General features: G+C 70.7%; 9 protein-coding genes. 5 read left to right on the top strand and 4 right to left on the bottom strand.

The window, feature by feature from the left end:
- Nucleotides 1-39: 39 nt before the first annotated feature.
- The 3 genes from ectB to ACWD4G_RS28330 all read right to left on the bottom strand — a co-directional run bounded on the left by ectB (nt 40) and on the right by ACWD4G_RS28330 (nt 2,945).
- Nucleotides 40-1,329, bottom strand: a complete 1,290-nt coding sequence (ectB, locus tag ACWD4G_RS28340) for a diaminobutyrate--2-oxoglutarate transaminase (RefSeq protein ID WP_451298228.1) — start codon at nt 1,327-1,329, stop codon at nt 40-42.
- 92 nt (nt 1,330-1,421) lie between these two features.
- Nucleotides 1,422-1,973 (bottom strand): diaminobutyrate acetyltransferase, encoded by a 552-nt coding sequence (gene ectA / locus ACWD4G_RS28335; protein ID WP_451298226.1) that lies wholly within the window; start codon nt 1,971-1,973, stop codon nt 1,422-1,424.
- Between the two features lie 378 nt (nt 1,974-2,351).
- Nucleotides 2,352-2,945 (bottom strand): DinB family protein, encoded by a 594-nt coding sequence (locus ACWD4G_RS28330; RefSeq protein ID WP_451298224.1) that lies wholly within the window; start codon nt 2,943-2,945, stop codon nt 2,352-2,354.
- Nucleotides 2,946-3,045: 100 nt separating this feature from the next.
- Between ACWD4G_RS28330 and ACWD4G_RS28325 the strand changes: the two genes are divergently transcribed.
- Complete coding sequence (locus tag ACWD4G_RS28325; protein ID WP_451298222.1) at nt 3,046-4,398, top strand: lipase/acyltransferase domain-containing protein; 1,353 nt, start codon at nt 3,046-3,048, stop codon at nt 4,396-4,398.
- A gap of 1 nt (nt 4,399) precedes the next feature.
- The gene (locus ACWD4G_RS28320) at nt 4,400-9,061 is read left to right on the top strand and encodes a hypothetical protein (RefSeq protein ID WP_451298220.1); all 4,662 of its coding nucleotides are present in this window, start codon (nt 4,400-4,402) and stop codon (nt 9,059-9,061) included.
- Between the two features lie 57 nt (nt 9,062-9,118).
- On the opposite strand, the gene ACWD4G_RS28315 is transcribed toward ACWD4G_RS28320, so the two are convergent.
- Complete coding sequence (locus ACWD4G_RS28315) at nt 9,119-10,219, bottom strand: pyridoxal-phosphate-dependent aminotransferase family protein (protein ID WP_451298218.1); 1,101 nt, start codon at nt 10,217-10,219, stop codon at nt 9,119-9,121.
- A gap of 123 nt (nt 10,220-10,342) precedes the next feature.
- On the opposite strand from ACWD4G_RS28315, the gene ACWD4G_RS28310 reads away from it, so the two are divergent.
- Genes ACWD4G_RS28310 through ACWD4G_RS28300 form a run of 3 tightly spaced genes read left to right on the top strand, consistent with a single transcriptional unit; the run spans nt 10,343 to nt 12,863 of the window.
- On the top strand, nt 10,343-11,197 hold the full coding sequence (locus tag ACWD4G_RS28310) for a transporter substrate-binding domain-containing protein (RefSeq protein WP_451298216.1): 855 nt from the start codon (nt 10,343-10,345) through the stop codon (nt 11,195-11,197).
- Nucleotides 11,194-12,033, top strand: a complete 840-nt coding sequence (locus ACWD4G_RS28305) for an amino acid ABC transporter permease (protein ID WP_451298214.1) — start codon at nt 11,194-11,196, stop codon at nt 12,031-12,033. The genes ACWD4G_RS28310 and ACWD4G_RS28305 overlap by 4 nt, the downstream gene beginning before the upstream one ends.
- A complete protein-coding gene (locus ACWD4G_RS28300; RefSeq protein ID WP_451298212.1) occupies nt 12,030-12,863 on the top strand; it encodes an amino acid ABC transporter ATP-binding protein in 834 nt (277 codons plus the stop codon). Before ACWD4G_RS28305 ends, ACWD4G_RS28300 begins: the two co-directional genes overlap by 4 nt.
- Nucleotides 12,864-12,909: the final 46 nt, after the last annotated feature.

The raw sequence follows: 12,909 nt of genomic DNA, 5'->3' as shown, positions 1-12,909 counted from the left end.
GTGCTCTGCTTCCTCCTCGGTGGGTGTTGCCTCTGCGGTCTAGGCGGTCTGGGCGGTCTGGGCGGTCTCGCGCACGGCGCGGGCGAGGACGCGCAGGCCCTCGTCCAGTTCGTCCGGGGTGATGGTGAGGGCCGGGAGCAGTTTGAGGACCTCGCCCTCGGGGCCGGAGGTCTCGACGAGCAGGCCGAGTTCGAAGGCCCGCCGGGCGACGCGGTCGGCGCGCGCCTTGTCGTGGAACTCGATGCCCCACACCAGTCCCCGCCCCCGGTACTCCTTCACATCGGCGAGGTTCTCCTCGGTGAGGGAGATCAGCGCCTGCTCGGTCTGTTCGCCGCGCGCCCGGGTCTGCTTCTCCATGGCGGAGCCGTCGGCCCAGTACGCCTCCAGCGCGGCGGTGGCCGTCACGAAGGCGGGGTTGTTGCCGCGGAACGTGCCGTTGTGCTCGCCGGGTTCCCAGATGTCCAGCTCCGGCTTGAACAGGCACAGCGACATGGGCAGCCCGTAGCCGCTGATGGACTTGGAGACGGTGACGATGTCGGGGGTGATGCCCGCCTCCTCGAACGAGAAGAAGGCCCCCGTACGACCGCAGCCCATCTGGATGTCGTCGACGATCAGCAGCATGTCCTGCCGCTCGCACAGCTCGGCGAGGGCCCGCAGCCACTCCGGACGGGCCACATTGATGCCGCCCTCGCCCTGTACGGTCTCCACGATCACGGCGGCCGGCTTGTTCAGCCCGGACCCGTGGTCGTCCAGAATCCGCTCGAACCACAGGAAGTCCGGGACCTGCCCGTCGAAGTAGTTGTCGAACGGCATCGGAGTGCCGTGCACCAGCGGGATACCGGCCCCGGCCCGTTTGAAGGCGTTGCCGGTGACCGCGAGGGAGCCCAGGGACATCCCGTGGAAGGCGTTGGTGAACGACACGATCGCCTCGCGCCCCTTCACCTTCCGCGCCAGCTTCAGCGCCGATTCGACCGCGTTGGTGCCGGTCGGCCCCGGAAACATCACCTTGTACGGCAGATCGCGCGGCCGGAGCACCAGGTCCTGGAAGGTCCGCAGGAAGGCGCGTTTGGCGGTCGTCGACATGTCGAGGCCGTGGGTGACGCCGTCCCGCTCCAGATAGTCGACCAGGGCCCGTTTGAGTACGGGGTTGTTGTGGCCGTAGTTGAGTGAACCGGCGCCGGCGAAGAAGTCCAGATACGCGTGGCCGTCCTCGTCGTACATCCGGCTGCCCTGCGCGCGGTCGAAGACGGTGGGCCAGCCGCGGCAGTAGCTGCGCACCTCGGACTCCAGGGTCTCGAAGACGCTCAGATCCGGCTGGGTGATGGTCACGTCGATCGCTCCTCGATGCGTGGGGGGAAAGCTCTTCGGGGGTCGGGCGGGGTGCGGTCGGCACTGGGGCCGACGGGCGGGCGGGCGAGAGGTCACACGGACAGGGGGCCGATGCGGTGGAGGACCTCCGGCTGGTGGAAGCCGTCCGGGAAGTCCCCCGCCTCGAACAGCACCTGACGCTCGACGGCCGCGCCGTGCCGCTCGGCGTACGAGGTGAACAGCCGCTCCGAGGCGGTGTTGTCCGGGGTGATCGTGGTCTCGACGGTGGTCAGGGGATGCCGCTTCGCGACCCGCGCGGTGAGACCGTCCAGCAGCGCGGCGGCGAGCCCCTGCCCCCGGTGCGCCTCGTCGACGGCCACCTGCCACACGAGAAGGGTGTCCGGCCGCTCCGGCCGTACGTACCCGGTGATGAACCCGACCGGCTCCCCCTCCTCGTCCCGTGCCACCGCCGAGGTGTCGGCGAAGTCCCGGCACCACAGCAGATAGCTGTACGAGGAGTTCAGATCGAGGGCCCCGGAGTCCCCGGCGATACGCCACAGCGCGGCGCCGTCCGCCACGTCCGGGCGGTCGATCCGAATGCCGGACGCGATTTCCTGTTCGGATTCCTGGGGTGCGGTGTGCAGGTCTGCTTGTGCGGCAGTCATGCGGCTTGAATTTACCCAGGGAAATTTCGAATCGCATTCCCGCTCGGGGTTACTTATGGACCGGTCGTGTGTTATCGCGCGGGCGCGAGCGAGCGCGCGAATGAAGGGGTGAGCCGTCCGGATTGCCCGGAAATTACCACACAAAAAGGGTGCGTTGTGGGGTCGGTCACATCTGTACAACCCTCACGGGATCTGCTCGAATTAGCCCCCTCCGCGTTCGCGAAATCTTTGCGTTTAAGGAGAGGGAGAGCGGGCAGGAGAATACGGGGCCCTGCCTGAAATAATCCCCTTGAATTCAGATAGAGAATTCAAGGGGAAACGGTGGTGGTGAACCGGCGGCCGGAGAAACAGGCCGGCGATCAGCAGCCGGTGACGCCGTCAGTAGCCGGTGACGCCGTCGACGCGCTCGCGGACGATATCGGCGTGGCCGTTGTGCCGGGCGTACTCCTCGATCATGTGGAGGAGCACCCAGCGGAGGCTGACCTCGGCCCCGCCCAGCATCTGCCCCTGCGGAATGCGCCCCAGCGCATCGAGAGCGCGCCCGGCGCACACCTCACGGCTGCGGGCGACCTCCCGTCGCCATCGGTCGAGCGCCTCGTCGAGCCCGCGCTCCGGGGAGAGCCGGTAACCGGTCTCCTCCTCGTACACCAACGGGGCGTCGGCCCCGGACAACACCCGCTGGAACCAGTTCCGTTCGACCTCCGTCAGATGCTGCACCAGCCCGAGCAGCGTGAGTTCGGACGGCTCGGCCGAAGCCGCCCGCGCCTGCGCGTCGTCCAGCCCCGCGCACTTCAACTCCAGGGTCCCCCGATGAAACTCCAGCCAACTCTCCAGCATGGGCCGCTCGTCCCCGGTCATCGGCGGGATGGGACGGCCATCGGGCAGCGCGGCGGGAACGGGGGTGGGAGCGGTCTCGGAGGCGGTCGTGGCCCCGGTGGGTTCTGTGATTCCGGTGGGTTCGGTCGTGGTCATGGGCCCAGTCTGACCACCCGCGCCCGCGATTGCCCGGCGTTCCGAACGGGAATGCTGCCCCGGCGGGCTGACGTCGCGCCCGCGGGGGGCGGGGGCACAGGTGGGCGACACGGACGCGGTGATGGTCGTGCCCGGGATCATGGGCAGCGAACTCAGGGACACTCGGTCGGGCGAGCTGCTGTGGGGCCTGTCCGACCCTCGCTGGTATCTCAGCGCGTGGACGACGGGATCGATGCTGGACCGCCTCGCGCTCACCGATGACGAGCGCGCCGGACGGACCGGACGGATCGAACCGGTCGGGCTGCTCCGGGCCCCCGCCTTCGCCCCCGTCCTGCGGGGCGCCGAGCCCTACAGCACCCTGCTGGCCAAACTGCGGGCGGCCGTCGACGATCCCCGCGCGGTGACCGGATTCCCGTACGACTGGCGGTTGCCCGTGCGCCACAACGCCGCCCGGCTGGCCGACGCGGCCGATCGCCATCTGACCGAGTGGCGACGCGTCGGCGGGCACCCCGACGCGAAGCTCGTCATCATCGCCCACTCCATGGGCGGACTCGTCGCCAGACACTTCGCCGAACACCTCGGCGGTGCCGCGCATCTGCGCACCCTGCTCACCCTCGGTACGCCCTTCTTCGGCGCGGTCGCCGCGGCCCGCATCCTCAACCTGGGCAAAGGGACACCGGTTCCGCTCCCCGCCCGCCGTCTGCGCCGCCTCGTACGCACCATGCCCGGCCTGTACGATCTGCTGCCCACCTACCGCTGTGTGCTGGACGCCTCCGGCCCGCGCCCTTTGACCGCCGCCGACATCGACGCGGTGGGCGGCGACGCCGAGTTGGCGGCCGCCTCCCTCGCCCACGGCTGGGGCGGGGCAGTGCCCCCGTGGCTGCGCGTCGGCGTGGGCGTCGACCAACCCACCATGCAGGCCCTGGAGTTGCGTGATGGCACCGTGGTGCCCCGGTACGGGCTGCCGGAAGGGCCCGACGGCCGTCTGGTGGACCACGGCGGCGACGGCACGGTGTACCGGGGCTCGGCCACGGGCTTCTGCGACCGGCCCACCTACTGGTCCCAGCGGCACGCCGCGCTCGCCAGGGTCGACGAGGCCGTCAGCCATGCGCGCGCGGTCGTGTCCGAGACCCGGCTCGGGCCGCCGCTGCCGGCCGTCACCGGGGTGGGCGTGGACCTGCCCGATGTCGTGCCGGTGGGAACGGCCTTCGCCATCACGGCACTTGGGGAAGTGAAGCCGTCCGACGTGATGTGCCGCGTCGTCACCGCGCACGACGGCCGACAGGTCGCCCGACCGGTGTTCACCCGGCGACACGACGGCCGTGTCGTGGCGACCGCCCGTCTCCACCGGCCCGGTGGTTACCGCGTCGAGGTCCGCCGCGGTGGCACCTCTCCCGTCGCCTCACTGCTGATGGCACTCCCACCGGACGACATGGACCTCGCGGAGGACTGACATGCCGACCGGGGCCGACTTCGAGATCGAGACGGTGGCGATCGGCCGCTACGAGAACTTCGGCGTGCTCGAAGACATCGACAAGACCGTCGCCGAGACCGTACGGCTGCTGGGGGAACTCGGTGGGGCACCCTCCGCCCGGCCCGGCCCGGCGGTGTCGATGACGTTCTCCGAAGTCAGGAGGCGACTCGACGCGTGGGCGGCACCGGCTCCTCCGCGCAACTCCGTTCTGCTGTGGACCGGTCACGGAGGAGCCGCCGAGGACGACGCCTGGCTGGCCTACGCCGACACCACGGCCCTGGAGGAGAGCGGTCTGGGCGTGCCCCAGATGGCCGGCAGACTTCGCGCCGAGTGGAAGAACATCAGAGCGGCCGACTCCGGCGCCTGGACAATGCTGGTCGTGGAGGCCTGCGGTGCCGCCACCTTCGCCCGCAGGCTCAACTCCGTGCTCACCGGGACGACGGACTTCCCCGAACGGCTTCTGCTGGTCGGCGTCGGGGGCGACGGCAGCGCGGGATACCTGGGTACGTTCAACAAGGTCCTGCGGGACACGATCAGATCGTTCGAACCGAACGACGAGAAGATCGAACTCCATGAACTCGCCAGACGGCTCTACGAACGCCTCAAGCGGCACGAGGGCTGGGTCGACCTCCTGGAACCCCTCGGCGCCACCCCTCTGCGCCGTGTCCACAGGACCATCCAGAACGTCACGGTCTCCGTCGACGACTACCAGCGGCTACGGCGTTTCCTCGAAACCCTCGACCCCGACGAACGACGCCACTTCGTCACCAAGGCCCAGGGCACCGACCAGGGCGCCGACACGGGCGAGTTGGCGTGGTTCTTCGTCGGACGCGGTACCGAGCGACGCCGACTGGTGGCATGGCTGCACCAACGGGAACCCGGGCTCCACGTCGTCACAGGCCCACCCGGCACCGGCAAATCCGCTCTGCTCGGCAATCTCGCCGTCCACGCCCGCCGGGAGATGCTCGACGCCTTGGTGAACGCCGGTGAACTCGCCTCGCCCGCACCGGAGGACCTGCCACCGCCCGATGTCTTCGACGCCGTGGTGCACCTCGCCGGACTCACCGTCCACGACCTGGTCACCCGGCTGAGCCTCGCCGCGGAACTGCCCGCGCCGCCGGCCGGTGAGCCCGGGCAGGCCGTCGACCGGTTGCGGGACGGGCTCCGACGCCGCCCCGGTATGTTCACCGTGCTCTGCGACGCCCTCGACGAGGCCGAGGAGCCCGGAGAGCTGGCCACCTTGGTGCTGCGCAGGCTCGCCGAACTGCCCACCTGCCGGATCATCGTGGGCACACGTCCCCACGGCCCCGGCGGCGAGGACCTGATCGGCCGTCTGACCCGGGCCCGGGGCATCGCCCCACTCGTCCTCGACCGCACCCCCGACGCACAGGCCGAGTACGTGGAACGACGGCTGACGGCGGCCCGTGCCACGGGGCTGCCGCATCTCACCGACGCGGTGCTCGGGAACGTCGTCGGGCGTGCCGGGCGCCTGAGCCCCAGCTTCCTGTCCGCCCGTATCGTCGTCGCCGAGATCATCGCCCGGCCGGAACTGCTCCTGCCCGAGCACGAGGCCGAACTCGACCGGCTGCTCGGCCAGCACCACGAGACGACCTTCGCGGCCATGGCCCATCGCCTGGGCCATACGTCCGACACCGCGCTGCCGCTGCTCCACGCCCTCGCCCTGGCCCGTGGCCGAGGGCTGCCCCGGTCGGGCGGGGTCTGGGCCACCGCCGCGGCCGCCCTGGCCGACGGGCGGCCGATCACCGAGGAGGACATCGACGACATCCTGGAACGGGCCGCCCCGTACATCCTGTTCGACGCGGAGGACGGCCAGACCGTGTACCGGCTCTCCCATTACGCCTTCCAGGAACACTTCCTGGGCAGGGGAGAAGAGCCCACGGAACGGGCGGAGGGAGCCGTACCGGCCGAACTGGCCGTCACCCGGGGCCTGTTGACGCTCGCGCGTGATCTGCCGGTGGCGCAGCTCAACCCGTATCTGTCGAGGCACCTGGTCGACCACGTCGCCGCGGCGAACGCCTGGCGGGACCTCGCCGACGAGGCGGCGCTCCTGGACCGACTCGACCCGGAGACCATCGCCTCCCGGGCCCAGTGGGCGGCCCTGGGCAAGGCCGACCTGCCGCCCGAGATCGCCGGGGTGCTCGGTGCCTGGCGGGAACTGACCCGACTGCGCCCCGCCGACCGGGCCTTGGTGCGGGTACTGGCCGGAGCCCGCGCCACCGGGACGACCGTACCCTGGCCCTCCCGTGGCGGCGGGCCGTGGCGGCTGGCATGGACCGCCCTGCGACGGGCCCGGCTCACGGCGACGCTCGGCAAGGACGTGGTGGCCCTGGGGCCGGTACGGCTGCCCGAACACGGCACCGTACTGGCTGCACTCGACAAGGGCCGCGCACTGCGCTTCTGGGATCTGACCCGTGGCGAGCCGGTGGCCGACCCCCTGGTGCTGCCGTTCGACAGGGGAGCGAAGCTCTTCGTCGTCCCCCTGCCGGACGGCCGACCGGTCCTCGTCGTGCTCGGGGAGGACGACCAGCAGTATCTCCATCTCCACGATCTGCGCACCTGGCAGCCCGTTCCGCACACCCCCTGCCCGTCGGGCCGGGTGATGACGAGACTCCCGGACGGGCGGACCACGCTGGCGTGCGCGATGCCCCTCGGCACGGTCTGTCTGTTCGACCCGGAGTCCGGGGCGAAGATGGGCGAACCGTTCGTCGACCACACGGTCCGCACCGGCCTCCTCGCCGCGGTCGCCCTCGACGACGGCGCCGACGTGCTTCTCCTGCGGAACGGCCGTGGCCAGATCCTGTTCTGGCCGGTCGGCCAGGATTCGTCACCGATCCTCAGACACCGGGGAGCGGAACTCGGCCGCACCAGCGTCTTCACCCTCGACGACGGCCGACGGATGGACGTCCGGCTCCACGACGGACGGATGGACCTGTCCACCCACACGGAGGACGACACCTCCGACCGGTGGGAGTCCGTGTTCCTCGCCGGAGACAAGGACGGGATACGCCTCTACCCGGGGCCCGGCGGCACGACCCGGGCCGTCGTCCGGACGGACTCCCACACCTACCGGACGCTGGACATCGACACCGGCGAGCTGGGGCCCCCGCTGCGCCCCCAGGAGCGGAACCACGACGAGGTGCTCATCGACTGGCCGCCGGCGCTGGACAGTCCGGTGGCGGTATCCGTGCGGAGCGAGGGGCGCCGACACACCCTGGAGTACTGGGACATGGCGGCCGAAGCGCCGAGGGACACCCTTCCGACAGTGCACGACGGTGGGGAGGACCAAGTCCTCTGGCCGCCCGGACGGAAGCCGATGACGGCCAACCGGCACTACATGCACGGTGTGCGGGTGTGGGACATGGAGACCGGTGAGTCGCACCAGGTCGACGGCGGGGGGTTCACCTCCGTCACCGCCATGGCGCCGGTGCGTCTGTCCGACGGCGGACCGGCCCTCGCCACCGCGACGAACTCGCGGATCAGGCTGTGGGACGCGTCGGCCGGTCGTCGCGTCACAGGGCCGGAACGCGGCATGCGGCTGCCCGCACGCAGACACATACGGAGCATCGCCCAGCTTCCCCAGCCGGACGGGCGCCTCGTCATCGTCACCAGATCCGGGCCCGAGAGGGAGGACACGGAGGACGGTGAACCGGCTCTGGTGGAACTGTGGATTCCGGCCACCGGCAGGCGGATCGGCGATCCGATACCCGTACAGGCGGCGTCATGGCTCCGGTTCACCGTCCTGGAGAGCGGCGACGGAGACCGTCGGCCCCTGTTCTTCGTACTGCACGAGGAGTCGCCGCCCAGACTGCGTGATCTCTCCACCGGAGCGCCCCTGCCGGTGAAGATCCCGGGGCGGGTGTGGGACTGCCGCTTCGCCGTCCTGAACCTCACCCGAGGGCCCGCGCTCCTCATCGGACACAGCGCGACGGTCAGCACCTACGACCTCGACACCGGCGAGACCCTGGACACCCTCCCGCTCGGACTGCCCGTCCAGGACCTGGCCGTCGTCGGCTCCCGTCTCCTCGTCGCGACGCGGAACGGCATCCTGGCGCTGGACCGCACCGACCACCACGCAAGCGCCACGACCCCGCGGACGGCGCCCGCGCCCCCGGAAGGCACCAAGGTGAAGGCGGCGGTCCCCGCGGGCGTCCAGGTCGCCACGGGCTGCCTGGCGTTCCTCGCCTACTGGGTCGCCTTCTTCTGGGTGCTGGTGCTTCTCGACGGGCTCGATCCGGAGCCGGTCACCGCCGCGCGGATCACCGGGGACAGACCCCTGTGCGCCGCCGATTCACAGTGCGTCGCGGGGGACGGTTCCACCACCTTCCCCTACGCCCTGGACGACCGGCCGACACACACCCGCTACCGGGTGCCGTCCGGCGGTGACTTCTCCGCCACCCTCGTGCTGACCGGGCCGACGACGACCTGCCCGGCGTCGACCGCCGCCGAGTACGTGGTCGAGACGGCCGGTGTCTCCCGGACCGGCACCCTGCGGCTCGGCGAGAGCAAGCGGCTCACCCTCCCCGTGGGAGGCGCCGACCAGGTGCGTCTGACGTTCACGCCGCTCACCGCCGCCCCGGGATGCCGGCCCGTACTGGAAGTCCGCGACCCGGCCACCGACTAGCCGCCGCCGGGCTCCCGGCCACCGACCAGCGGGCGGCTTCGGCCGGACTCGACGTGTCTACGCCCAGGCCGCCGAAGCCGCCCGGAGGGCTCCTTCCGGGTCGACCGTCAGACCCGCGGCCTCCAGCACCGCCGCCAGCCCGGCGAGGCTGTCCCGTACGGCCTCCGGGGTCGCGTCCGGGCCGTAGTGGTTCACCCGGATCATCTCCTTCGCGAGGGCGCCGCCGCCCGCCGCCAGCGGGAGGGCGGAGTTCGCGGCCAGGGCCTTGGCGACCAGTTCGGAGGCGTCGAGGTGGGCCGGGACGCGGAGGGTCGTGGCGACCGGGGCCGCGTCCTCCGCCTCGTGGACGTAGGGCTCCAGGCCGCCGCCGAGTGCGAGCGCCCCCGCCCGGGTGGCCGCGGCGGCCGAGGCGTGGCGGGCCATCACCGCGGCCGGGCCGTCCGCCTCGATGCGCTCCAGACAGGCCTCCAGGGCGAGCATCTCCAACTGGGCGGGCGCGTGCAGGAGAGCGCGACGGCCGCCGTCGATCCAGCGCTCCTTCCAGTCGAGGAGGGAGAGGTACGAGCGGCGGGGCGCGTGCGGGTTGGCGGCCATCGCGGCCCACGCCCGCTCGCTCACCGAGATCGCCGACACCCCGGCCGGGCCGCCCATCGCCTTCTGGGCGCCGATGACGCACAGGTCGACACCCCACGCGTCCGGCAGCACCGGCTCCGCGCCGACCGAGGCCACCGCGTCCAGGTAGAAGAGGGCGCCGTGCTCGCGTACGACCTCGCCGATCTCCGCGACCGGGTTGGTGTTGCCGGTCGCCGCCTCGGCGTGGACCAGGGAGACGAAGTCGATCTCCGGGTGCTCGGCGAAGGCGTCCCGTACCTGAGCCGCCGTCACCGCCGTGTGGAAGGGCACCGCCAGATCGACCACCCTCGCGCCGCAGTCCCGCAGCCAGTCGCCGAAGGTCTTCCCGTAGGGGCCGGTGATCACGTTCAGCGCCGTCGTACCCGGACCGGCGGCCCCGCGTATCGCCCCCTCCAGCGGCAGCAGCGCCTCGCCCTGCGTGATCACCACGTCCTGCTCGGTCGACAGCAGCCGCGCCACCCGATCCTCGATCGACGCGAAGTGCGCGGCGGTCAGCGGGGCCAGATCCAGAAACGGGTGCGTCACAGGGTGCTCTCTTCGCTCACGGGGTAGATGGTTCCAGGGCCGCGACAACATGGGTCGAGGCCCCTGTGAGCGTAAGCCGACGCCCGTCGAACACCCCAAACTTCCCCTGTAGGAGGTCTCCCCGTGAACTCGGTCCTCGGACGCCGGACCCGCATCGTGGCCGCCACCACCGCGGCGGCCGGACTGCTGCTCGTGGCCGGCTGTTCGTCGGACGGCGGCAGCGGCACCCGGACCGCCGCCGGTGGGGTCGAACTGGTCAAGGCCGGTCAGCTGACGACCTGCACCCACCTGCCCTACCCCCCGTTCCAGTCGGAGATCGACGGCAAGGTGCAGGGCTTCGACGTGGCCCTGATCGACCTCGTCGCCGAGGACCTCGGAGTGAAGCAGGAGATCCTGGACACACCGTTCGAGAACTTCAAGACGGGCGCCTTCCTGAACTCCGGCGAGTGCGACCTCGCCGCCGCCGGTATGACGATCACCGAGGAGCGGAAGAAGAACGTCGACTTCTCCGACCCGTACTTCGACGCCACCCAGGCCGTCCTCGCCTCGAAGAAGGCGGGTGTCTCGTCGTTCGCCGACCTGGGGAGCAAGAAGGTCGGCACCCAGGCGCAGACCACCGGCGAGGACTACGCCAAGAGCCAGGGCCTCGACCCGGTCTCCTTCGAGTCCTCCGACGCCGTCCTGGGCGGACTTCGCACCGGCCAGGTCGACGCCGTCGTCATCGACTACCCCGTCGTCCAGGGCTGGCTGAAGGACAAGGCCAACGCCGACGCCTTCGAGGTCGCCGAGCAGCTCAACACCGGTGAGCAGTACGGCTTCACGGTGAAGAAGGGCAACAGCAAGCTCCTCGCCGCGATCGACAAGGCGCTCACCGAGGCCAGGGCCGACGGCACCTACAGGGAGCTGTACGAGCAGTGGATCGGCCCGTACGACGAGACGGCGGCGGGCGCCGCCTCCGCGTCCCCGTCCGCCTCATGAGCGCGACCGACACGGACACCGTCCTCCAGCCCAGGCGGAAGGGCCTGAGCCGACGGCAGAAGCGCACCCTCTCGCGGGGTGCGCAGTACGCCGTCTTCGTCGCGGCCGTGATCGCCTTCGCGGTGTCGGCCGACTGGGACCGGCTGAAGAACCAGTTCGCGCAGTGGGACATCGCCGAGCAGATGTTCCCCGACGTGATCACGCTGGCGCTCAAGAACACCGTCCTGTACACACTGTCCGGCTTCGCCTTCGGCCTTGTCCTCGGCATGGTCATCGCGTTGATGCGGCTGTCGTCGGTGGGCCCGTACCGCTGGTTCGCCGGCGTCTACATCGAGATCTTCCGGGGTCTGCCCGCCCTGCTGATCTTCATCTTCATCGGGGTCGCGGTGCCCCTCGCCTTCCCCGGCACGGAGATCCCCGGCGGTACGTACGGCAAGGTCGCGCTGGCGCTCGGCCTGGTGGCGGCGGCGTACATGGCGGAGACGATCCGCGCGGGCATCCAGGCGGTCCCGAAGGGCCAGATGGAGGCGGCCCGTTCCCTCGGCTTCTCTCCCACCCGGGCGATGGTCTCGATCATCGTCCCGCAGGCGTTCAGGATCATCCTCCCGCCCCTCACCAACGAGTTGGTCTTGCTGTTCAAGGACTCCTCACTCGTCCTCTTCCTCGGCGTCACCCTGGCGGAGCGCGAACTGTCCAAGTACGGCCGTGATCTGGCCAGCACCACCGCCAACTCCACGCCGATCCTGGTCGCCGGCCTGTGCTATCTGCTGGTGACCATCCCGCTCGGTTTCGTCGTACGCCGTATGGAGGCGAAGGCCCAGGAGGCCGTCAAGTGAGCCAGAAGACTCTTCGAGGCCCGAAGGGGCCGGGAACCCGCGCCCGTGCGGAGATCCAAGTACGCGGCCTGTACAAGTCGTTCGGCGACAACGAGGTGCTGCGCGGTATCGACCTGGAGATCGGCCAGGGCGAGGTCGTCTGCGTGATCGGCCCGTCCGGCTCGGGAAAATCGACCCTCCTGCGCTGTGTGAACCTCCTGGAGGAGCCGACGAAGGGCCAGGTCTTCGTCGGCGGTACGGAGTTGACGGACCCCGAGGTCGACATCGACGCCGTACGCCGCCGGATCGGCATGGTCTTCCAGCAGTTCAACCTCTTCCCCCACCTCACGGTGACCGAGAACCTGACGCTGCCGCAGCGCAGGGTCCTCAGGCGCGACAGGGCGACGGCGGCGAAGGTGGCGGCGGAGAACCTGGCCCGTGTGGGCCTGTCGGAGAAGGCGGACGCCTACCCCTCCTCCCTCTCCGGCGGCCAGCAGCAGCGCGTGGCCATCGCCCGCGCCCTGTCGATGGGCCCCGAGGTCATGCTCTTCGACGAGCCGACCTCCGCCCTCGACCCCGAACTGGTGGGCGACGTCCTGGCGGTGATGCGCAGGCTCGCCCAGGACGGCATGACCATGATGGTCGTCACCCATGAGATGACGTTCGCCCGCGAGGTCGCCGACCGGGTCGTCTTCATGGACGGCGGCGTGATCGTGGAGGACGGCCCCCCGACCCAGGTCATCACCACCCCCACCCACCCCCGCACCCGCCACTTCCTCTCCCGCCTCCTCGACCCCGCGATGGCGGAGGTGGAGGAGGAGACGTCGGACCAGGTGGGCAGGACCGAGTAGGCCACCACTGGGCTGTGGGGCTGTGGGGCCGGTCATTAGAGTGCGG

This window comes from Streptomyces sp. NPDC002643, assembly GCF_053592555.1.
The sequence above is the reverse complement of the archived record's forward strand: the minus strand, read 5'-3'. Positions and strand labels throughout refer to the sequence as shown.